Here is a 23,631-nt window from a genome sequence, read left to right on the forward strand (position 1 = left end):
TGGCTTAACCTGTTCAAATTTTTAATCATTCAAAATAGGAATCATAACCCATTGTTTTAATGCATTTTACAGAATTATTCTTTACTAATAATTCCATTTTTCGTTGCGTCGTTAACGTTAACGGAACTTATTTTACATCTATATTTGCCGCTCGAAAAGTAATCGATAACCGAATTGAAGAATTAGAAACAACAAGTAAAAGATTAGAACAATGAAGAAATTAAATCGTGCTAATGCAACTGAAACTGCAAAGTACCCAACACGAATACTCCAGTTTGGAGAAGGAAACTTTTTACGTGCTTTCACCGATTGGATCGTTAATAAAATGAACAAAGAAATCGGGTTTAACGCCGGTATCGACGTGGTGCAGCCACTTCCCAACGGAATGGTTAACATGCTAAATGACCAGGACGGTCTATTTCATGTTTACCTAAAAGGCATTAAAGACGGCAAGCCTGTGACCGAGTTTACGCTGATTGATTGTATCAACAACGGAATTAATCCATACAGTGAATTCGAAGCTTATGAAGAAAGCATTCTTAATCCTGATCTTCGTTTTGTAATTTCGAACACTACAGAAGCAGGAATCAGCTGGGACGAAAGTGACACGCTGGATTTGCAACCTCAGAATTCTTTCCCCGCCAAGGTTGCTGCGATGTTGTATTCGCGCTACAAAAAATTTAACGGCGACAACTCGAAAGGACTTATCTTTTTTGCCTGTGAATTGATTGACCGAAACGGCGATATGCTGAAAAAATATGTACTGAAACATGCTGAAAATTGGAAACTGGAACAAGGATTCATAGACTGGGTGAACGAAGCCAACTGTTTTTGCAGCACACTGGTCGACCGTATTGTTCCGGGATTCCCACGCGACGAAATCAAAGAAATTCAGGAAGAACTGGGATACGAAGATAACCTGGTTGTTGTTGGCGAATATTTCCACCTGTGGGTAATTGAAGCACCGGAATGGGTACAAAACGAATTTCCTGCTGCAAAAGCCGGTTTGGAAGTTCAGTTTGTGAAGGATATGAAGCGTTTCCGTGAGCAAAAAGTACAGGTACTCAACGGTTGCCACACCGGAAGTTATGCAGTTTCTTACCTCAGTGGAATTGAAACTGTTCGCGAGGCGTACGAAAACCTCGAAGTTGGTAATTTCATGAAAGAACTGGTTTATGACGAAGTACTGCCTGTTCTGGACGGAACCGAAAAAGAGCTGAAGAAATTTGCCAACAAAATCCTTGAGCGTTTTGCCAATCCTTTTATCCGTCACCAATGGCAAAGCATCGCTCTGAATGCCATGTCGAAATGGGAAACACGTAACCTGCCTTCGTTGATCAACTTCGAACAAAAACACGGCATGTTGCCACAAAAATTGGTTTTCTCGCTGGCAGCAATGATCGCTTATTTTAAAGGCGAAGCCAACGGTGAATCGTATAACGTTCAGGACGATGAATGGATCGTTGATTTCTACAAGGAAGCCTGGGCAGCATGCGACGGTCGTCCGATCTCGATCTACAAGCTTTGCGAAAAAGTATTGAGCCTCGATAAAGTCTGGAAACAAAACCTGAATGATATTCCGAACCTCACCATTACGGTTAGTCACTACCTGTTTCTGATCACTCAGGTAGGCATGAAAAAAGCAGTGAAAGCAGTGTTGAGCGAAGACAATCCGCTGATGCAGATCACCATTGAAAAGATGAACAAAACCGAAGAAACAGTTACAGCATAAAAGAACAATGGCAGATTTCATTAAAATCAATCCTGTTGACAATGTGGTTATCGCTTTGAAAGATTTTTCAGCGGGCGATAAAATAGTTGTCGACAGTCAGGAATTGGAGATCAAAAACGAAATTCCGAAAGGGCATAAAATTGCAGTGCTTGCAATTGGCGAGAATGAAGACATCATCAAGTATGGTGCGCCAATTGGCCATGCAACGCAAAATATTGCAGCAGGAGAACACATTCATGTGCAGAACCTGAAAACCAACCTTTCGGGAACAATCGACTATTCATTCAATCAGAAACTGAATAAGCTTAACATTTCGAAACGCGATCTCACTTTCCAGGGCTACAAACGAAACAATGGAAAATCCGGTATCAGAAACGAACTGTGGATTGTACCGACTGTGGGTTGTGTAAACGGACAGGCACAGCAGATCATCGATCAGTTTAAAGCGGAAATGACTCCCGAAGATATCGACAGTGTTGACGTGTTTAAACACAGCTACGGCTGTTCGCAACTGGGCGACGACCATATTAACACTCAAAAAGCTTTGGCTGATGTTATTAATCACCCGAATGCCGGGGGTGTTTTTGTACTCGGACTGGGTTGTGAAAACAACCAGATCGATCACCTGAAGAAATTCATTGGCGATTACGACCAAAGCCGTGTTCGCTTTTTGGCTGCGCAGGATGTTGACGATGAAATTGAAGCCGGCCTCGAAATTATGAAAGAAATTTACGAGGTTATGCGACACGACAAGCGCGAAGCGATTCCTGTTTCGGAACTGAATATTGGGCTAAAATGTGGTGCGTCTGATGGTTTCTCAGGAATTACGGCCAATCCGCTGGTAGGCGCTTTTTCCGATTTCCTGGTCGCACAAGGTGGAGCTACCATTCTCACAGAGGTACCCGAAATGTTTGGCGCCGAAACTTTATTAATGGAACGTGCGCAAAATAAGGAAGTGTTTGATAAAACCGTGAGCCTGATCAACGATTTTAAAGATTACTATCTGCAGCATGATCTACCCGTTTATGAGAATCCTTCGCCGGGAAATAAAAAAGGTGGCATTTCAACACTCGAAGACAAATCGCTGGGATGTACCCAAAAAGGTGGCACAGCAACTGTTATGGACGTACTGAAATATGCGGAGCCGATCAAATCAAAAGGCTTGAATTTATTATCGGCACCGGGAAACGACCTGATAGCATCTTCAGCATTGGGTTTTAGTGGCTGTCAGATGGTATTGTTCACAACCGGCCGTGGTACACCGTTCGGTAGTTTTGTACCTACCATGAAAATCTCGACGAACACCGACATTTACAACAGAAAGAAAAACTGGATCGACTTTAACGCAGGCCAGTTGCTCGACGGTAAAACCATGGAAAAAGTTTTGGACGAGTTTATCGACTTTTTAATTGAAGTTGCAAGCGGAAAACAGCTGAACCACGAAAAAACAGGATTTAAAGAAATTGCGATATTCAAAACCGGAGTGACGCTCTAAAAAAGAGCTAAGAGCTGTGAGCCGCGAGCTACGAGCAGTTGGATATTGAAAATTTTTCATTGGTTATTCTGAAAGGTTGAGAGCCTGAAAGCAGAAATGCTAAAATTCAATTTGAAACGATATATTTAAGAGCGTAAAGGGCGGATTCATTTATGGGATCTGCCTTTTCTTTATGTATTTCTTCGAATAAAAATGAGGAAAAAGGACTGATGGATTGAATACAAGAATGCGTAAATGCTATAATGCCACATTGCTTAAATCCCTTCTGTCAACTGCGACTGAAAACTGCGACTGCGATTGCCAACTGCAACTTTGCCTACTGCCAACTGAAGGACTGAGGGATTGAACACTCAAATGAATAAATGCCTTACTGCTTAAATCGTTGCTGAAAACTGCGACTGAACCCGTCCGAAGGGTGTTCAGCCGGGCGGGCACTGAATACTGAATACTGAACACTGTTTACTAGTCCTCCTTCTTCGCCTCTTCCCAGATCTCGTCCATTTCGGCAAGGCTCATATCGTGCAGACTTTTCCCTTGTAACAGCGTTTTGCTTTCGAGGTAATTAAAGCGTTTAATAAATTTCAGGTTGGTGCGTTCGAGTGCCGCTTCAGGATCGATGCCATACAAACGTGCAGCATTTACAACGGCAAACAGCAAGTCGCCAAATTCGGCTTCCATTTTATCGTTATCGGCCTTATCAATTTCATGACTCAGCTCGTCTACTTCTTCCTTCACTTTATCCCAAACCTGTTCTTTGTATTCCCAGTCGAAGCCAACACCACGCACTTTTTCCTGAATACGGTTGGCTTTCACCAGCGCGGGCATGGCGGCCGGAACTCCTTCCAGCACCCTCTTGTTTCCACCTTTTTCCTTTAATTTCAGAGCTTCCCAGTTTTCTGCAACTTTGTCGGCAGAACCATCCACATCAACATCGCCAAAAATATGCGGATGCCGGTAGATCAGTTTTTTGTTAATATTTTCGAGTACATCGGCAATATCGAAAGCCTTTTTTTCTTCTCCGATTTTGGCATAAAAAACAATGTGGAGCATCAAATCGCCTAACTCCTTTTTAATTTCCTGCAGATCGCCTTTCAGGATGGCATCGCCCAGTTCGTACGTCTCTTCAATGGTAAGCTTTCGCAGCGACTCAAGGGTTTGTTTTTTATCCCACGGACATTTCTCGCGCAGCTCATCCATAATATCCAACAGCTCTTTAAAAGCCTCCAATCTTCTATCCATAAAACGATAAACTTTAAAAAATTTCAGAAAAAACTGAACCTTTTATTTTTCGCGTGTATCTAGTCGAAATAAGGAGAACATGTCGTAAAATAAATTGCGGGCATGTTCGTTTTCGATAGGTAAAGATGGAAATTTTTAGTCGTAAAAAATATTATTTGCTCACTTTAGTTATGGGAGTATTGATTGCCGGTTTTGCATTAATGGCCGGCCCACGCGAGCTTCCGGGCGAGTTCAATCACGCGATTTTTAACTTCAGTCGCATCACATTGGCACCGATAATAATTATAGGAGCGTTTGCCTCGCTTGTTTTTGTTATTTTTAAAAGGTCGTGATATTCAGAAAGAAACATATCGACAAACTAAACGACGAGCAGTTAATGACAGCGCTCATAAACGGCGACAGGCTGGCTTTCTCTGAATTATACGAACGCTATAACCGACGGCTTTTCTACTTTTTTTACCGCATGCTGGGCAGCGACGATGATGTTGCCAACGACTTTTTGCAGGATCTTTTTCTGAAAATCATTCAGAAGCCGGAATTGTACAAGCCCGGTCACAAGTTTTCGGGATGGATCTTCTCGGTGGCGCATAATATGTGCAAAAACGAATACCGTCGTCGCGAAGTGCGAAAGCATGTTCAATCCGAAGAAAATCCGGATCAATACGCTCAAGCCACGTATTACGAAACGGCTGATGAAAAGGAAAACCTGATTGCGGAAGTGTTTAATGAACTTGAACTGCTGGACGAAAGTCAGCGCTCGATACTCATCCTGAAATACAAGGAGAATTTTAGTTTAAAAGAGATCGCTGAAATTCTGGATCTTCCGGTAGGAACCATAAAATCGAGGTTGCATTATGCACGACTCGAATTGTCGAAAAGAATTGCAAACAAAGAATCGCTAAAGCAGGATAGCTATGAATAATCAAATATTTGGTGAAGAGGAATTAAAGCGGATGTTTACGCACGATGCCCGCGGGATTGAGCCGAATGCAGCCGTTCGTGAGCGCCTTGAATACGCTTACCTGTTAAAGAGCCGCAACTATAAAACTACGCAGAATTCGTTCCTGGGAGTTTTTACCTGGTTGTTCTCATGGTCGCACCTTCCGGCCAAGGTGGCTGTTGTTAGCCTGTTTTTGATGATCTCGGTGATCAACTTTCAACCTAAAAATCAGCAGTTGATTATGCCCGGTAGTGACACTACATTAAACAATGTCCCGCTACGGATTGACACTTCGGGAATGTTTCCACTCTTCGCAGACAGCTGCTTGAATGTAAAATCCTGAAAAAACTAACATTATAAAATAAAGGATGTCATCTTTTGAAAAGATGACATCCTTTACGCCTCTAATCAGCGACTATTTCTAAATTTTATATACCTAAGCTGAGCAAGCCAATAAAAGATTGAGGAGAGACCGAGAAAAGATTGAAATGATTGAATCAATCCATTCAATCATTTCAATCTTAAACTTGCAAATTAATTAACTAGCCTATTTTTATTTTCTGATTTTCCTGATTACCCGGCAAATTGCTCAAGTAGTTTCTTCAATTCTTCCGCCTTTTCCTCATCCCCCATTTTTGCAGCAATCAACGCCAGGTTATTCAGGTAATACAACTGATTATTGATTTCACTTTTTACTCCTTGCTGAAGATCGGCTGGTATAGAAGAGAAATACCGCAGTGAGCGAATGATTTCATTTTCCAGGTAATCAAACTGTTGCCGTGCCTGTTCGTTCATTCCTGCATCCACCATAAGCTGAGTTTGTCGCAGACTGAAAACATCATAAGGAATTTTGTCCAACGGAAACATCTTTGCACTTTTTGCCAGCAGATCGGCAGCCTTTTGTTCTTCTCCCATTTTAAGCAGCGAAGCAGCCACTTCGTTAAACAAATTCCGTCCTCTGAAAAGGTTAACATTTAACACTGAATTCCAATCAACATGAACGGCTGGATCTGCCAGATTTCCGTATTGATATTCGTTTAACAAACGCGAATACAACTTTTCAGGATCAAATTGCCCAAGAGATAAAATGTCACCACGACTGCTTTTTTTAGGTACTAATCGGTAAGCAAATCCCTCGCATTCGAGGTTACGGTCGAGATTGTATTTTTGAGCTTCGGCTTTCGAAACAAAACAAATTGGTCGTTCTAAAGCATTTGAAGAAATAATGTCCCAAAGCACCAGTTCGTTTTTATACATGAAGTTCTTGTCTTTTAGCGAAACCTCTATTTTCCCTTCCGAGTCTTCCGCTTTTACGCTAAACGACATTTCTTTTAGTGGGATGAAATTTACCTTTTCGCCGGAGTTTAGACGCACTTTTGCCTGGTCGCTGTCCATTTTCAGGAAGTTCAAAGCTTCCTGCCACGAGGTGTCGCGATTTAGCCGATCGAGTACCGGTACGAAGTCGAGTTCACCCCGGTCGTATTTTTGCTGAGGGAGTGTCATTTTCAATCCAGCGTCGTTGTATTTTTGCTTTCGAAGCCCGTCGATAAACCAGTTGGCCGCCAGAAACGGCGCAATAACGATCCGAACGTCGGTGCGAAAGTTCTCCACCTCCTGGCAATATAACAAGGGATAAGTATCGTTGTCGCCACTTGATATGAGTATGGCATTTGGCGGGCACGACTCCAGTATGTTCATCGCCAGATCGCGGGCTGCTGTTCTTCCCGAACGGTCATGATCATCGAAATTCTGCCAGAGCATTAATACCGGTGCGGCCAGCAACAATACAATCAGCAGCGGCAGAATCAAAATTTTTGCTTTTGGCAGTCGTTTCATACTTTCAGCCAGTGCCCAGAAACTCAGGCCTACCCAAATGGAAAAAGCCAAGAAGGCTACCACAAAAACATAGTCGCGTTCGCGCGGTGTTATCGGCACTTCGTTGATGTAAACCGTCAGACCCAGTCCGCCCATAATAAACAAGGCCAGAACCACAAAGAAGGAAGGACGGTGTTTCTTAAAATGAAACCACGCTCCGATCAAACCGAGCAGAAAAGGAAGGAAAAAGTAGGTATTCCGGGCTTGATTTTTCGCCAGCCAGTCGGGCAGGTTATTCTGCGGTCCCAGTCGCGCCTCATCAATAAAACGAATGCCTGAAAGCCAGTTTCCATCCACCACATCGCCCCTTCCCTGCCGGTCGTTTTGCCGGCCAACAAAATTCCACATAAAGTAGCGGCCAAACATGAACGCAAACTGGTAGTTCACAAAAAACTTTACATTCTCGGCGAAAGTCGGTACCACGAGTGTTTCCCGTTCTCCGTTCGCCTGACGAACCAAAACCCGTTTCCCTTTTATATTCACCCAGTTTTTGTAAGCATTTATGTGGTTGTTTTCACGGCTATACATGCGCGGAAACCAGGTGCATGTTTTATCATCGTATTCGTAAGTTGGCGCCAGATCGGTATCGCGATACTTGCCTTCAAGAAAATCTTTCGATAAGCGTTCTTCCGAACCGGTTATGGGCGAATTGTAGTTTTGTCCGTAAAGCAGTGGCCGCTTGGGATACTGTTCCCGATTCAGGTAATTGATCAACGAATAGATATTATTTGGCCGGCCAAAATTAACCGGGGGATTGGCCGAAGAACGAATGATGTTAACGGCATAAACAGAAAACCCTATAAGTACCAGGGCAACTGAAAGCGTGGCTAATTCTGCCGTTCTTTTGTCCTGCTTTCTGAAATAACGAATCAGGAAAGTGATCAGCAGTATAAAAAACAAAACACCGGCCACTGCACCCGAGTGCAAAGGCAAACCAAATTGATTGACAAAAACAAAATCGAATCGTGCCAACGTCTGCATTACCAGCGGTGTAAGAACGTACAGAACAATGAGAAGAACCAACACTCCAATTCCAAAAAACAGAAACAAACGGAACAGTGAAAAGGCTTTCTTTTTAAACCCGATGATCATTACCACCGATGGTAACACCAGCAGGTTTAACAGGTGAACCCCAATACCCAGCCCGGTAATCAGTGCCAGAAAAAGGATCCATTTTTCGTTACCCGGATTCCCATATTCTTCTTCCCATTTTAGCACGGCCCAAAACGACAGAATCATAAAAAACATTGAAAGTGCGTAAACTTCGCCTTCAACCGCCGAAAACCAGAACGAATCGCTGACTGCAAAAGTTAAAGCACCAAGCACTGCACTACCGTTAATAACTAAGACATTATCGCTGAGCTTTTTCACCAGTTTAACGATTACATGGTATAAAAGGAAAATTGTAAGTGCGCTAAACAAACCGGAAGAGAAATTTATGGTCCAGGCAATTTTTTCGGGATTCCCAAACGATAAGAAAGTAAACAACCTCCCAATCAACATAAATAATGGTGCTCCCGCCGGATGATTCACTTCCAGTTTATTTGCTGAAAGTATGAATTCGCTGCAATCCCAGAAACTGGTGGTAGGTTCGAGGGTGAGCGTATAAAGCAGCAGTGAAAGGAGAAAAATTCCTATGCCTGAATAGCGGATTAGCCTATGTTGTTTCATGAATTAATTGTTTGAGGTTGTATACACCCGAAATCAGAAAGGTTCAAATCAAATTTAACTGTTGCAACTTTTTTGCTCAATGGCGGACAATTTCATCCTTAATTTTCTATCTTGCTTCTGTAAACTAAATAATATACTACTATGATTTTAGGCGTATCAGGATGGCTCAGCGAAAAATTAGGCTGGGATGTCAAAGTAATTCGAATTGCATTTGTAGTATCCGTTCTATTTTTTGGAGCCGGAATCGGTCTGTACCTTATTCTCTGGATCGTGAAAATGTTTTCGAAATAGTAATCGCAGCATAAAAGCCGATTCTTGCGCCGTACAGTAATGCGGCGAGGGACAAGTACTATTTGCCGCCGTTGATTTTTAGAAAATTTTGTATCCTGCAAACTACAGAATTTGCGAAAAATCAATGATCTGAAAGTTATTAAAACCACCACACTGAAGTGCGGTGTAATACAATAAAAAGTAAACATGTTTTACGTTACCTGAACTCATGTTATTTTAGTAAATTTGCACAACTTACATCATTTAAAATTAAGTATTGGACAAACAAATTTTACTGGAAGGCATTGACCCGCTGGAGTTTTACGGGATCAACAACGCAAAAATCGATCTGATAAAACGTCTCTTTCCAAAAATTAATATCGCTGCACGAGGCAACTCGCTTTATGTTCAGGGAGAACCTTCAGAAATAGCGGCTTTTGAAAAGAAATTCGCACTCATTCTCGATCATTACTACCAATACAATGTACTAACCGAAGAGATCATTATTGAGTTAATGAACGCCGGCGTTTCATCGATGGAAGAAAACGGCAGTAGTGAACCCGACATCATCGTTTTTGGCAACAGCGGTAAACCGGTAAGAGCGCGCACTCCAAATCAGCGCAGATTACTGGATGAATCGGGCAAAAACGACCTGATATTCGCCATTGGTCCGGCCGGAACCGGTAAAACCTACACCGCAATTGCACTTGCTGTTCGGGCGCTAAAAAATAAGGAAATACGCAAGATCATACTCAGCCGGCCCGCTGTAGAAGCCGGTGAAAACCTGGGATTCCTTCCGGGCGACCTGAAAGAAAAAATCGATCCGTACCTGCAGCCACTGTACGATGCCCTGCAGGACATGATCCCGCCCAAAAAACTGGAGGAATTTCTGAAGGACGGCACCATACAAATTGCGCCACTGGCTTTTATGCGCGGACGCACACTAAGCAATGCCTATGTAATTCTCGACGAGGCACAGAACACTACTGTGAACCAATTAAAAATGTTCCTCACCCGAATGGGATTAAACGCCAAGTTTATCATTACCGGCGACATCACCCAGATCGACCTGCCCAGAAAAAGTCATTCGGGATTGATTGAAGCATTAAAAATATTGAAAGGCATTAAGGATATCTCAACCATATATTTTGATAAAAAAGACATTGTTCGTCACCGTTTGGTGCGCGACATAGTAGAAGCTTACGATAAGCACCAGGAGTGGAAAGAGCGGGCTAAAGAGAAGGCAGAGGAACAAACAAAGGCAAAAAAGGAGTCGGATCAGGAGGATTGATCATTGGCAAAAAAGAGGCAAATTTCTCTCAACAATTTAGCAGCTTAGCGGTTTAACTGTAGAAATTTTACACTAATACATCATAAAAAAAACAATACAATGGGTAACGCATTAACAAAAACTGAATTCAACTTTCCGGGTCAAAAAAGCCATTATAAAGGGAAAGTTCGTGACGTTTACAACATCAACGACGAATTTTTGGTGATGGTGGTTTCCGACCGCATTTCTGCTTTCGACGTAGTACTTCCTAAAGGAATTCCATACAAAGGACAGGTTCTTAATCAGATTGCAGAGAAATTCCTCGACGCTACAGCCGATATCGTTCCCAACTGGAAAATCGCAACTCCCGATCCTAACGTAACTGTTGGTCATTTTTGTGAAACTTTCCCGGTTGAAATGATTGTTCGCGGTTACTTAACCGGAAGCTCGTGGAGATTGTATAAAAACGGTGGCCGCGATATTTGTGGCGTTCCGCTTCCTGAAGGTTTAAAAGAACACCAGGCGTTTCCGGAACCATTGTTAACGCCAACCACAAAAGCCGAACAAGGCATGCACGACGAAAACATTTCTCGTGATGAAATCATAAAACAAGGTTTGGTTTCAGAAGAAGATTACCTGGAACTGGAACGTATTTCACTGGCGCTATTTAAACGCGGCAGCGAAATTGCAAAAGAGATGGGATTGATCCTGGTAGATACCAAATACGAATTTGGTAAAAAAGACGGTCAGATTTACCTGATCGACGAGATCCACACACCTGATTCATCGCGTTACTTTTATGCCGACGGTTACCAGGAACGTTTCGACAAAGGTGAAAACCAGAAGCAACTCTCGAAAGAGTTTGTTCGCGAATGGTTGATGGAAAACAATTTCCAGGGTCGCGAAGGCGATGTACTTCCTGAAATCCCGGATGAATTCGTTAATCTGGTATCGGACAGATACATTGAACTTTACGAAAACATTACCGGAGAAAAATTTGTAAAATCAGATACTTCAAAAATTGAGGCACGTATTGAAACTGCTGTTAACGATTTTCTGAAGAAATAAGATTCTTATCTAATTAAAATATTAAGCACCTGTTAGTTTTTAGCAGGTGCTTTTTCTTTGTTTAACAAAATTATTAAATTGCGGTTGAGACCAGATCAAAAACCAAAACATTCAACCGCAATATGTACTTTAAATCACTATTGTTACTCCTCCTTAGCTTTTCACTCTACTTTTCAGCGCACGCTCAGAAAGAATACATCAACCGCGAAGTTGCCCAGAAAAATTACGAGGGTTATATGCTAATGCAGGATTCGAACTACACGGCTGCATTAAAGCTACTTGATGAGGCACTGACTGAGGATCCCGAAGCATTTTTTATATACCAGAACCGGGCAATCTGCAAACTCAACCTGAAAGATACACTCGGTGCTATTGCCGATTTTAAAAAGAATATAGAGCTGGAACCACAAAATGCAGAAACGAAATACGCGCTCGGTAATATTTACAAAAATCAGCTCGACTCGTTAAACGCAAGTTACTACTTCAGGCAGGCAATTGACCAGGCCGACGCCGAATTCAGCCAGGTAAAATTACTTTACATGAATAACTTTGTCGGGCATGTTTATCGCTTAGAACAGGAATGGGATTCGGCACTTGAATATTACAATCGGGTAAAAAACTATACTCCCGAAGATGCATCAGTATTTATCAATTCTGCGGTTTGCTATTTTCAGTTGGATAGCCTCGATCGCTTTTGTGCCGATTTGGAACGTGCGTTCGTACTGGGCGGAAACGTGAACTGTATTGCCCTAAAAGCTTATTGTCACGGATGCAATCATCTGCTGGATGAACGTGGTGGAACTACCGATACGCTTTCGATGATGCTCGACACCCGTCTTCGCGGCATAATTCCCGACACGGTGTTCTTTCAGGCCCGAAATGAAGCGTTTTCCAGTTTTACAAACTTACCTCCGTCGAAAAAAGTAACCGTCTATTACAACAAATACTGGCAAATGTGTTTACCCAAAGAGGCGGTGTATTATCGCGAATCTTTCTGGTCACCACATCTTAATTACTTTGGCGGAAACTTTACCGATTACTACGCCAACGGGACCATTTACGCCACTGGTCGGATAGAAAGTATTCTTATAAACGGTGCTTATAAAAGCTATTATCGGAACGGCCAGATAAAAGTAAGCGGTCAGTTTGCCAAAGGACTTCCCGTAGGGAAGTGGAACTGGTACCTCGATGACGGTCGTCCCGATTTTGAAGTGGAATTTACGATGGGCGATTATGTCATTCATTTGCTAAACACTGAAAACCTGGACTACCAGGTAAATTCAGGCACCGGAGAATTTAAGCTTACCCTCGCAAACTGGGACGGATTTACTTTTGTGCTGAAAGGAGAATATGAAGATGGCAAACGAACAGGCAACTGGCAGTTTTTGCAGAACGGTGAAAAAGTCATTTCAGAACAGTATCGAAAAGGCGAATTCAAACGAGGATACATTGTTAGCCCACTTGGTCAGGTTAGCATAAACTCAACTTACCTCGACGCTACTTTTCTCGCACCACCTTATTTAAAGCAAATTCGAAACCTGTATTTTTCGTCGGAAGAGGCTGTGAAGTATTATCCCTTTGTCCGCACATCATTATTTTAGCTTGAATAGCCGACACAAATCCTGAAGGAAAATATTGAGTCTGAGTATTTTTTTATTTCTTCGTAAAAATTTCAGTTATCATGAATACAAAAATCTTTTTTGCCGGTCTGTTGCTTTTATTCATTTCGGTAAGCACATTTGCACAAGACGAATTTACTCTGGCAACCGAAGGCCAGGCCGCACCCGATTTCACCTTTGAAACCGCCCCGGGTAAAACCATGAAACTTTCGGATTTAAAAGGGAAAGTGGTGTGGATTAACTTTTTTGCCACCTGGTGCCCACCCTGCCGTAAAGAACTTCCGCACCTGCAAGAAGAGGTTTACGACAAATATGCCGATAACGAAGATTTTGTACTGATTATTCTGGGGCGCGAGCACAGCTGGGAAGAAGTAAACAAATTTAAAAGCGAGCAGGGATTTACCATGCCTTTCTATCCCGATCCAAAACGTGAAGTGTTTGCCATTTATGCGAAACAAAATATACCACGAAATTTCATAATCGATAAGGAGGGTAAAATTGCAATTTCGTCGATTGGTTTTAACGAAAGTGACTTCGAAAAGATAAAAACCAAAGTGGCAGAGCTTATTGCAGAATAATACACCGTTCAGCTTTTATTGCTTGTACACGATCAACCAACTCCAGCTCAACCGTTTTAATGAATGATTCCTGTGATGGATTGTTCAAAATCTTATTCGGATGATGAATAACAAATTACAGACATTTTCAAATAGCAAGTTATTACTGGTTGCATTTTAAGCTTATTCTTTTCTTTTTGTTTTTAGGTGGAACAAGCGTTTTCAGGAAGCCGATGAATTTCAGGATTAACTTGAAAAAAATGAAGAAGCACTGGTATTAAGCCTCAGCCGAAACCTGAATTATATAGATAGTATTCCAAATCTAGCTGTATACAAAAAGGTCACAACCTGTTTAGAAGCCGCACTTCGGGTTTATACCGAATTAAATAATTCTCATTTCTCCCTCATACACCTAACACGATTAATATTGTAAATTAATTGATTTTACTTTTTTCAAAACGGCAATTGGCATACAGGAAAACAAATGTCAAAACCACTGAATTACAGCAATAACAAAGAACAGCAAACAACTACATTTTGTTATCCAAATGTAAAAACATCCCTATTTTTATTGACCAAATGTTAATTATAACCAAAATATTATGTATATTGTAAGTGACAAACTCAATCAATTAATCTCAATTCAACAATTAAAAATGAAAAAAACGCTGTTTAAATTGTTTGCATTGGCTTTTGTATTGGCTATTGCGAACGCTTGTAACGAATCATTAGTAACTGATGATGTTAACGAAACCATTGAACTGAAATCGGCCAGTTCAGGCCAAAAGACCTACATCGTTGTTTTACAGGACGCTGACCTGAATTTGGAACTTACCAAATTAAAAGGCTACGAAAAGAAACAGGTAGCAGTAAAATCAACTTCCGAAAAAATTCTGAAAAGAGCGGGTATCTCTGATTCAGAAATCACTTTTACGTATGGAACCGCGGTAAAAGGATTTGCCGTTAAAATGGCTCCCGGTCAATTGAAAAAACTGGAGAGTGATCCATCGGTTAAGTACATTAGTGAGGACCAGGTAATTACATTGATTCAACCTTATGTAAAAACAAAAGTAAAGCCTGCTCCAACACCAACTGCAGAAGTAACTCCATGGGGAATTACTCGTGTTAATGGCGGAGTTATGTATTCCGGAAGTAACAAAATCTGGATCATCGATACAGGTATCGATCTTGATCATCCCGACCTGAATGTTGATTTGGTAAACGGATGGAATTTCGTTGCCGGAACTCAAGCTGCTGACGACGATAACGGGCATGGCTCACACTGTGCAGGTATTGCGGCCGCAATTGATAACGATGAAGGAGTTATTGGTGTAGCTGCCGGAGCAACTGTTGTTCCTGTTAAAGTTTTAAACCGTCGTGGATCGGGTTCTTATTCAACGATTATTGCAGGTGTTGATTGGGTGGCCGATCATGCAGCTCCAGGTGATGTTGCCAATATGAGTCTCGGTGGAGGTTATGATTTAACCCTTAACAATGCGGTAATTGCCGCTTCCGATTTAGGAATAAAGTTTTCTCTTGCTGCAGGTAACGAAAGTACTGATGCTAATACAAAATCACCGGCCAGTGCTAATGGAGCTAACATTTACACCATCTCAGCCAGTGATGTAAATGATAACTGGGCTTATTTCTCCAACTACAATAATCCTCCGGTTGACTATTGTGAGCCTGGCTACAGCATTTATTCCACGTACAAAGGTGGTGGCTACACTACAATGAGCGGAACTTCAATGGCTGCTCCTCACGCTGCCGGATTATTGTTACTCGGATCCATAAAAGATGGAGGAACGGTTAACGGCGACCCGGACGGAAATCCTGATACTATAGGAGTTCATTAAATAAATAGAGCATTAAAAAGTAACCCGGGTGAGTATCATCCGGGTTTCTTTTTGCCCAAATTTATTGCCTCACATAGCGAAGTATTATTTTCAATGTAAGAAAAAAAGACCTTAAATTAAATCCAATTAAACAATCTGCAAACAGAACTGTTTGGGTTACAATAGAATGTCCTTTTACAGATAATAAACCTGATTAAATAAACACTGCGATAAAAAGACAGACTCTAATTATAATTCAAACTAACTACAATGAAAAATTTGCTGTTGAAACTATTCGCGTTTGCACTGGTTATCATTCTCGCAAACGCCTGTAACGATCCCATTGTAAATGATGACGACGCCATCAATGAAGAACTACTTTTGAAGTCAGCAAACACCAACAAACAAAGCTACATAGTTGTACTTCAGGATGCTGATCTCGATGTAGAATTAACCAAACTGAAAGGTTACGAAAAGAAACAGGCCGCTGTAAAATCGGCTTCGGCTAAAATTTTAAAACGTGCCGGTGTTCTTGACAGCGAGCTTGGATATGTTTACGGAAGTGTATTGCAAGGATTCTCGGTGAAGATGCCTCCGGGGCAACTTAAAAAATTGCAAGATGATCCGTCAGTAAAATATGTGGAAGAAGACGGAATAATAGCATTGGCTCCTTCGGTTAGCATCAACGCTTCTTCGAGTGGCCCGCAGGAAACTCCCTGGGGAATTGCCAGGGTACATGGAGCAGCAAACTACACCGGAAGCAATAAAGCCTGGATCGTTGATTCGGGAATTGATATGGACCACCCCGATCTGAATGTAAACACAATCATGAGTAAAAGTTTTGTAAGCGGAGACAGTTCTCCTGAAGATGCACACGGTCACGGTACACATGTTGCCGGAACGGTTGCCGCAAAAAACAACACTTTTGGTGTTATCGGAGTCGCTCCGGGAGCGCAAGTCGTATCCTGCCGTGTTTTGGGAGCTGATGGAACCGGATCGTTCTCATGGACAATTGCAGCACTCGATTACATTGGAACTCAGGGAGTGGGCAGTGTGGGAGATGTTGTAAATATGAGCCTTGGTCCGCAAACCCGGTACACCTCAACCACAGTTGACAATGCGGTAATTGGCGTGGCCAATAAAGGCATAAAAATTGCGATTGCTGCCGGTAACTCAGCAGATGATGCCACCTACTACTCACCGGCAAGGGTTGAACACGCCAATGTTTATACAGTTGCCGCAATGTCAAACGGTGATTACTGGTCGAGTTACTCCAATTTTGGGTCACCAGTCGATTATATCGAGCCCGGTTCCAGCGTTACTTCTACTTATATTGGCGGTTATGCTACCATGAGCGGAACATCAATGGCTTCGCCTCATATGGCAGGAATTCTGTTGTTGGGTGATTTCGCAACCGATGGAACCGTATCAACTCGTAAACGCGGACGGACATATGAATATCCGATTGCAATAGCTGGAGATGGAGGAGGTGTGAATCCTACACCCAACACAGCACCAACAGCCGGTTTTTCTTATTCGGTGAGTGGTCTTACTGCCAGTTTCACCGACAAAAGTACAGACTCAGATGGAACGGTTGATTCGTGGAGTTGGGACTTTGGTGATGGAAACACATCAACTACAGCAAGTCCTTCGCATACCTATGCGAGTGCCGGAACATACGATGTTACTCTAACCATAACTGACAATGACGGAGATACTGATTCTTCGATACAGTCTGTAACTGTTTCAGAAAATACTGCTGGTGGTGAAATCGTCCTCGATGGTACGATTACCGGAAACAAGGTTCTTAAAACAACGCTTACGTGGACAGGAGCCAGCGGAGCGACAGTAACACTTTATTTAAATGGTACTCCAACTGTTATTTCAAACAGTGGCTCTTATGTAGACAACCTTGGAAAAATTACCGGTGGAAACTTTGTATATTACATTGTTGATGAAGCCAATATTACGTCGAATGAACTTGATTTGTCTTTCTAAATAACAACATAAAAAAAGCATAGAAACCCTGACGTAAAAGTCGGGGTTTTTTATTGCGCTTTACTCAACAGCATCTCAGCAATTTTATGCAATTCGCTACCAATCTTGGCCCGGGTATCATTCGTGATCACTGCCACTACCATTTTTTCATTCGGATAAATGATCAGGTTACCGCAGCCCCCAATTGAACCGCCACCATGCCCGTAATAGGCTCTGCCATACTCATCAGTTCCCGAAAAGAAGCCAATCCCATACTCTGTTTTCTCACCGTTCTTTAAGGTTTGCGGTGTAATCAATTGCGTTTTTACTTCTTCTGAAAAGAGTGTATTATTTAACATCGCATTTCCGAATTTTACCAGGTCTTCAGAAGTGGATATAAAACCACCTCCGGCCCATTTGTAGCTGTTATCAACATAAGGTGCATTAATTACTTTTCCATCTGCCATATCATAATAACCAGTGCGAAAAAGGATCAAAGAATCCATATGTTCCGGTTTCGTTTGGTCCATGTTCAGGGGATCGAAAACACGTGATTGCATAAAGTGCAAAAAGTCGTCGCCCGAAGCACCTTCAATAATCGCACTTAAGAGATTAAATCCGTAACTGGAATAACTGTATTTTGTGCCAGGTTCAAACAAGAGTGTATCGTTCATAAAAATCTCCAAACCATCGTTGACAGTTGGATAATATTTCGACGACAGAAATTCGTCACCGTTGTAATGCCTGATCCCCGCCTGATGTCCGGCCACCTGTCTGGTAGTAATTTCGAATTTCTTAACTGGGAAATACGGCGCATACTTCTGAACCGGCGCATCCAAATCAATCTTACCTTCTTCAATTAAAACTCCGAGGGCAGCAGCAGTCAGCGTTTTTGAAATGCTCCCGATACGAAACTTGGTTTTATCAGGATAAACAGGCACTTGCTGCTCGTAGTTTCCAAGTCCAAAACCTTTCGAAAAAACGATTTTATTGTCTTGAGAAACTGTTGCAGTCCACCCTACCGATTCGCTTTCAACACGCAGTTGTTCAAGGTAGTCTTCGGCTGCTGCAACTTTCGGATCTTCTTTAGTACAGGAACTACTTAAAATGAGCAGTAGGATGAACAAATAAACAAGATTTTTCATGGTGGCAGGATTTTATTAGAACTTATTCGATATGCGAACACGCTTAAAATTACGAGAAAACCGTTTCAAAAAAAACTGCTTTCAACAAAAGAATAAAACCTCTTTTTTGCTCTTTCTGCTGAATTATGTATTTTTGCCCCGCATTTTAAAATTGATTGTAACATGTTTCTATACAACCGGGTAAATAAGGAAGAACTGAAAAAGAGGCTTGATGAAGAGAACTTCAATCGTCTGACCATTTCATTCTACCGTTATCATATTCTTGACGATACGAAAGCGTTTCGCGACGAATTGTTCCGCGACTGGTTTCCGCTGGATTGTTTTGGACGCATTTATGTGGCCCGCGAAGGCATCAACGCACAAATGAGCGTTCCCGAGCACAACTGGGATACTTTCCTCGAAACGTTGAAAAAACATGAGATTTTAAAAGAAATTCCGATTAAATACGCGATCGAAGACGATGGGAAGTCGTTTTATAAACTGACAATTAAAGTACGTCCGAAACTGGTTGCCGACGGGTTGGATGATGGCACTTACGACGTTACCAACGTTGGAAAACATTTGACCGGAGTTGAATTTCATAATTACATCGGGCAGGAAAATACTGTGGTTGTGGACATGCGGAATTATTACGAAAGCGAGATCGGCCATTTCGAAGGTGCCATTTGCCCCGAAGCCGATACTTTCCGCGAGGAACTGGAAATTGTTACCGACCTGCTGGAAGATCAGAAAGACAAAAAAGTGCTGTTGTACTGTACCGGAGGAATACGTTGCGAAAAGGCAAGTGCCTACCTGAAACACAAAGGTTTTGAAGACGTGAATCAGCTGCATGGCGGCATATTGGAATATGCCCGACAGATTAAAACCGAAGGTCTGGATTCGAAATTTCTGGGTAAGAATTTTGTTTTCGACGAACGTTTGGGCGAAAGTGTAAATGGCGAAATCATTTCGAAATGCCACCAGTGCGGAAAGCCCTGTGATACACATACCAATTGCGATAATAAAGGTTGCCATATTCTGTTTATCCAGTGTCCGGAGTGTGCCGAACAATATCACGGATGTTGTACACCAGAGTGTGCACATGAAAAAGAAAGCGGAACCGGACGCTCTGCGAACGACAGGATTGTTTTTGGCAACAGCCGCAAATACAGAAAAAGCATGGCACTAATCCGTACAGAACAATTAAAAACAGAAGTTTAGTCAAATAGTATTCGTCCGTTATCCCGAACTTGTTTCAGGATCTGCTGATAAAGATTCTGAAACAAGTTCAGAATGACATCAGCATTATTTGCGTTTACCTTTATTTCCTATTTTTGCACCACAATGAATAATTTCTGGACAGCATTCAACGGCCCCGTTTTTTCACTGGCTCCCATGGAGGATGTCACCGATACGGTTTTTCGCGAGATCGTAATGGGCATGTCGGCGCCCGGTAAATTACATGTGGTGTTTACCGAATTTACTTCAGTTGAAGGCATGAATCACCCCGTTGGCCGTGAGCGGGTTTCAGAACGCCTGATCGTAAATGATTCGGAACGTGAACTGCTGAAAAAACTCAACATTAAAATTGTTGCCCAAATCTGGGGGCGCGATCCGGAAGTTTACCACAACATTGCCAAATACATCACAGAACATTACGATTTCGACGGGATCGACATCAACATGGGTTGCCCTGTAAAAAAGGTGTTTAAAATTGGTGCCTGCAGTGCTTTGATTGGCGAACCGGAACGAGCCAAAGAAATTATTCTGGCGACAAAAGAAGGTACTTCGCTGCCTGTTAGTGTAAAAACACGAACCGGGATTAAGGAACACATTACCGAAAACTGGATCGCCAATTTGCTCGAAGTTGATCCGGCAGCCATTATTCTGCACGGCCGCACGCAGCGCATGCAGTCGGAAGAAGAAGCCAGCTGGGACGAAATTGGCAAGGCTGTTCAACTTAAAAACAGCCTGAAACCGCATATTCCATTTCATGGCAACGGCGATGTTTTGTCGTATGAGCAAGGCCTTGAAAGGGTAAAACAAACCGGAGTTGACGGCGTAATGATTGGCCGCGGCATCTTTCATAATCCCTGGTTTTACGATCCCGAAAAAACCGAAATTTCGATGGAATACCGGATCAGTAAGTTGCTTGTACATACCCGTTTATTCGAACAAACCTGGAGCCCTGACAAGAATTTTAACATCCTGAAACGCTTCTACAAAATCTACCTGAACAGTTTCCCGGGTGCCGCTAAAATGCGTGCCGACCTGATGGAAGTAAAAAGCTACGACGAAGTTTATAAGTATTTCCAACAATAAAACATTCATCATTCTACGGAATCATTAGGAATGAAAGCCTGACAATTTCCGACCGAATCCCCTTCACTGCCTTGCCACAGCTGGTGAGCCTGTGGGCAGCCAGGTAGATACAATCCCTAGTATTCGTGGATCAGGTTGATTCAAAAAAACTGTGAATTAAATTTTTCTGTTTCTATCCATAATATTGCAAAAAAGGCTGCCGAATTTCTCCGGCAACCTTTCGCTTTTTAATAGAAGGTATAACTATGAAACTATCTAAGAATGATTTTTTTAGTATTTAAAAATCCGTTCATTTCAATCGTTAAAAGATAGACTCCGGGAGAGAAACTACTCACATCGATACGTTCTAAATTCGATTCAAGGTTTTGGTGAAACACCACCTTCCCGGCTATATTCATTATTTTTATGTCTGCACCCGTTTCATCAGTTTGAATATTAATGAAATCGCGGGCAGGATTTGGATAAATTTTAAATCCAACATCTCTGAGTTCGTTAACAGAAGTCAAATTCAAATCGGGAAGAATCACTTTGTCGATTACATGTACCACTCCGTTTTGAGATTGAATGTCAACTGCAGTAATGTTACTCATTCGCCCGTTTGGGTCGGTAATCATTGCTCCGTTTTCGAGGCTGAAAGTCAAATCTTCACCCTCTAATGTCGGTGCCATCATTCCTTCACTCAGGTCGGTTGACATTACATTTCCTGCCACCACGTGCATTTTTAGAACAGCTTCCAGGGTTTCCACCGGAATATCGTTCAACGATGCAAAACCGAGTTCTGTCAATAAAGCTGCAAATGCATCGTTTGTAGGAGCAAATACGGTAAACGGTCCTTCACCGCTTAATATTCCGACAAAATCGATGGTTAAGTCCGGTCTGGTAAGTGCCGCTACAAGGCTCGAGAAATTAGGATCACCTGTGGCAATATCAACTACTGTTGCCGGACGCAAATCGGGAAGTATCACTTTATCGATCACGTGTACCACTCCGTTAAGTGCTTCCAGATCCACTGCGGTAATGTTGCTCATTCGTCCATTTGGATCGGTAATCATTGCTCCGTTTTCGAGGCTGAAAGTCAATTCTTCTCCCTGAAATGTAGAAGCCATCATTCCTTCACTCAGGTCGGTTGACATTACATTTCCTGCCACCACGTGCATCTTTAGAACATCTTCCAGGGTTTCCACCGGAATATCATTCAACGATCCCAGGCCGAGATCTGTTAGTAAAGCTGCAAATGCATCGTTTGTGGGAGCAAATACGGTAAACGGTCCTTCGCCACTTAATATTCCGACAAAATCGATGGTTAAGTCCGGTCTGGTAAGCGCCGCTACAAGGCTCGAGAAATTAGGATCACCTGTTGCAATATCCACCACCGTAAGCGGGGGTAAATCAGGTAAAAGCACCTTGTCAATCACATGAACCCGTCCGTTCTTTGCCAGGACATCGGCTGCCTGAATATTTGCTTCGCGCATCAAAGGATCGATAACCCGCACTCCTCCTGTTACTTTGAACATGATAATTTGTCCACCAATTGTTTTGGCCTCGTAGTAATCATTAATCGCTGATGCTTTGATTTCAGCCGATACAATGTGCAGCTTAAGCACTTCTTCCAGAACACGAGGATCAAGTTCATCCAGAGAAGAAACACCAAGTTCGGCAAGCAATTCGGCAAAAGCAGCGTTGGTCGGCGCAAATACAGTAAACGGACCGTTTCCTCTCAATATTCTTAGAAAATCGATGTCTAAATCCTCTCTTGTTAATGCAGCAACCAGGCTTGAAAATGCTGTATCTCCTGCAGCAATATCTACAATTGTTTCGGGTCTAACATCAGGAAGGATAACTTTGTCAATAACATGCACTACCCCATTTTGAGCTTCCAGATCAACTGCAGTAATGTTACTTTCTCTTTCATTCAAATCGCTGATTGAGGCTCCGCCATCGAGGTGGAAAGTAATTTCTTCGCCCAAAACTGTTGGGGCCATCATTCCGTCACTTAGGTCGGCACTCATTACCTTGCCTGCTACCACGTGCATTTTAAGCACTGCATCCAAAGTTTCAACCGGAATGTCGTTTAACGAAGCTAATCCCAGTTCGTTGAGCAAGGCAGCAAATGCAGCGTTGGTTGGTGCAAATACAGTAAAGGGGCCTTCGCCGCTTAAAATTCCTACAAAATCAGTAGTAAGGTCGCTGCGGGTTAATGTTGCAACAAGACTTGAGAAAGTGCTGTCGCCGGTTGCAATATCTACAACTGTTTCAGGACGCAGGTCGGGAAGTATCACCGTGTCGATTACGTGTACCACTCCGTTTTGCGCTTCAACATCAACTGCTGTAATGTTGCTCATTCGTCCGTTCGGATCGCTGATTGAGGCTCCGCCATCGATATGGAAAGTAATTTCTTCGCCCAAAACTGTCGGGGCCATCATTCCGTCACTTAAATCGGTGCTCATTACCTTGCCTGCTACCACGTGCATTTTAAGCACGGCATCCAAAGTTTCAACCGGAATGTCGTTTAACGAAGCTAATCCCAGTTCGTTGAGCAAGGCAGCGAATGCATCGTTGGTTGGTGCAAATACTGTAAAGGGGCCTTCGCCACTTAAAATGCCTACAAAATCAGTAGTAAGGTCGCTGCGGGTTAAT

18 protein-coding genes are annotated in these 23,631 nt (G+C 42.4%); 14 read left to right on the forward strand and 4 right to left on the reverse strand.

The window, feature by feature from the left end; translation table 11 throughout:
• The first annotated feature begins 211 nt into the window (after positions 1-211).
• Both HFD85_RS11765 and HFD85_RS11770 read left to right on the forward strand, forming a co-directional pair.
• Positions 212-1,732 carry a tagaturonate reductase gene (locus tag HFD85_RS11765; protein ID WP_167609482.1) on the forward strand — a complete coding sequence of 507 codons (1,521 nt, stop codon included), beginning with the start codon at positions 212-214 and terminating at the stop codon, positions 1,730-1,732.
• 7 nt (positions 1,733-1,739) lie between these two features.
• Positions 1,740-3,227, forward strand: a complete 1,488-nt coding sequence (locus HFD85_RS11770; protein WP_167609485.1) for a UxaA family hydrolase — start codon at positions 1,740-1,742, stop codon at positions 3,225-3,227.
• Positions 3,228-3,689: 462 nt separating this feature from the next.
• Here HFD85_RS11770 and mazG read toward each other — a convergent pair whose 3' ends face one another.
• A complete protein-coding gene (mazG, locus tag HFD85_RS11775) occupies positions 3,690-4,466 on the reverse strand; it encodes a nucleoside triphosphate pyrophosphohydrolase (protein WP_167609488.1) in 777 nt (258 codons plus the stop codon).
• 125 nt (positions 4,467-4,591) lie between these two features.
• On the opposite strand from mazG, the gene HFD85_RS21920 reads away from it, so the two are divergent.
• From HFD85_RS21920 to HFD85_RS11790, 3 genes are read left to right on the forward strand one after another with little or no spacing between them, the layout of a single operon-like run.
• Positions 4,592-4,798 (forward strand): DUF3098 domain-containing protein, encoded by a 207-nt coding sequence (locus HFD85_RS21920; protein ID WP_167609491.1) that lies wholly within the window; start codon positions 4,592-4,594, stop codon positions 4,796-4,798.
• A complete protein-coding gene (locus tag HFD85_RS11785; protein WP_167609494.1) occupies positions 4,795-5,388 on the forward strand; it encodes an RNA polymerase sigma factor in 594 nt (197 codons plus the stop codon). Before HFD85_RS21920 ends, HFD85_RS11785 begins: the two co-directional genes overlap by 4 nt.
• The gene (locus HFD85_RS11790) at positions 5,381-5,749 is read left to right on the forward strand and encodes a hypothetical protein (RefSeq protein WP_167609497.1); all 369 of its coding nucleotides are present in this window, start codon (positions 5,381-5,383) and stop codon (positions 5,747-5,749) included. Before HFD85_RS11785 ends, HFD85_RS11790 begins: the two co-directional genes overlap by 8 nt.
• 230 nt (positions 5,750-5,979) lie before the next feature.
• Here HFD85_RS11790 and HFD85_RS11795 read toward each other — a convergent pair whose 3' ends face one another.
• Complete coding sequence (locus HFD85_RS11795) at positions 5,980-8,952, reverse strand: glycosyltransferase family 117 protein (protein WP_167609500.1); 2,973 nt, start codon at positions 8,950-8,952, stop codon at positions 5,980-5,982.
• 141 nt (positions 8,953-9,093) lie between these two features.
• On the opposite strand from HFD85_RS11795, the gene HFD85_RS21925 reads away from it, so the two are divergent.
• The 7 genes from HFD85_RS21925 (at position 9,094) to HFD85_RS11830 (ending at position 17,569) form a co-directional block, all read left to right on the forward strand.
• The gene (locus tag HFD85_RS21925; RefSeq protein ID WP_167609503.1) at positions 9,094-9,243 is read left to right on the forward strand and encodes a PspC domain-containing protein; all 150 of its coding nucleotides are present in this window, start codon (positions 9,094-9,096) and stop codon (positions 9,241-9,243) included.
• Between the two features lie 256 nt (positions 9,244-9,499).
• Complete coding sequence (locus HFD85_RS11805) at positions 9,500-10,513, forward strand: PhoH family protein (RefSeq protein WP_167609506.1); 1,014 nt, start codon at positions 9,500-9,502, stop codon at positions 10,511-10,513.
• Positions 10,514-10,612: 99 nt separating this feature from the next.
• A complete protein-coding gene (locus tag HFD85_RS11810) occupies positions 10,613-11,560 on the forward strand; it encodes a phosphoribosylaminoimidazolesuccinocarboxamide synthase (RefSeq protein WP_167609508.1) in 948 nt (315 codons plus the stop codon).
• 122 nt (positions 11,561-11,682) lie between these two features.
• The gene (locus HFD85_RS11815) at positions 11,683-13,161 is read left to right on the forward strand and encodes a hypothetical protein (RefSeq protein WP_167609510.1); all 1,479 of its coding nucleotides are present in this window, start codon (positions 11,683-11,685) and stop codon (positions 13,159-13,161) included.
• Between the two features lie 80 nt (positions 13,162-13,241).
• Positions 13,242-13,757 (forward strand): TlpA family protein disulfide reductase, encoded by a 516-nt coding sequence (locus HFD85_RS11820; RefSeq protein ID WP_167609513.1) that lies wholly within the window; start codon positions 13,242-13,244, stop codon positions 13,755-13,757.
• 635 nt (positions 13,758-14,392) lie between these two features.
• The gene (locus HFD85_RS11825) at positions 14,393-15,592 is read left to right on the forward strand and encodes a S8 family serine peptidase (RefSeq protein ID WP_167609516.1); all 1,200 of its coding nucleotides are present in this window, start codon (positions 14,393-14,395) and stop codon (positions 15,590-15,592) included.
• A 249-nt stretch (positions 15,593-15,841) separates the two neighbouring features.
• The gene (locus HFD85_RS11830) at positions 15,842-17,569 is read left to right on the forward strand and encodes a S8 family serine peptidase (protein WP_167609518.1); all 1,728 of its coding nucleotides are present in this window, start codon (positions 15,842-15,844) and stop codon (positions 17,567-17,569) included.
• A gap of 50 nt (positions 17,570-17,619) precedes the next feature.
• On the opposite strand, the gene HFD85_RS11835 is transcribed toward HFD85_RS11830, so the two are convergent.
• Entirely contained in the window at positions 17,620-18,693 is a 1,074-nt protein-coding gene (locus tag HFD85_RS11835; protein WP_167609521.1) for a serine hydrolase domain-containing protein, read from the reverse strand.
• A gap of 162 nt (positions 18,694-18,855) precedes the next feature.
• Between HFD85_RS11835 and trhO the strand changes: the two genes are divergently transcribed.
• Positions 18,856-19,893: an oxygen-dependent tRNA uridine(34) hydroxylase TrhO gene (gene trhO, locus HFD85_RS11840; protein WP_167609523.1), complete on the forward strand. Its 1,038-nt coding sequence runs from the start codon at positions 18,856-18,858 to the stop codon at positions 19,891-19,893.
• 72 nt (positions 19,894-19,965) lie between these two features.
• The gene (locus tag HFD85_RS11845) at positions 19,966-20,994 is read left to right on the forward strand and encodes a tRNA dihydrouridine synthase (RefSeq protein WP_240925038.1); all 1,029 of its coding nucleotides are present in this window, start codon (positions 19,966-19,968) and stop codon (positions 20,992-20,994) included.
• A gap of 251 nt (positions 20,995-21,245) precedes the next feature.
• Here HFD85_RS11845 and HFD85_RS11850 read toward each other — a convergent pair.
• Positions 21,246-23,631: fasciclin domain-containing protein (locus tag HFD85_RS11850; protein ID WP_167609526.1), on the reverse strand; the 2,386-nt coding region annotated here is incomplete at its 5' end.

Source organism: Maribellus sediminis (assembly GCF_011799805.1).
Lineage (GTDB): Bacteria > Bacteroidota > Bacteroidia > Bacteroidales > Prolixibacteraceae > Draconibacterium > Draconibacterium sediminis_A.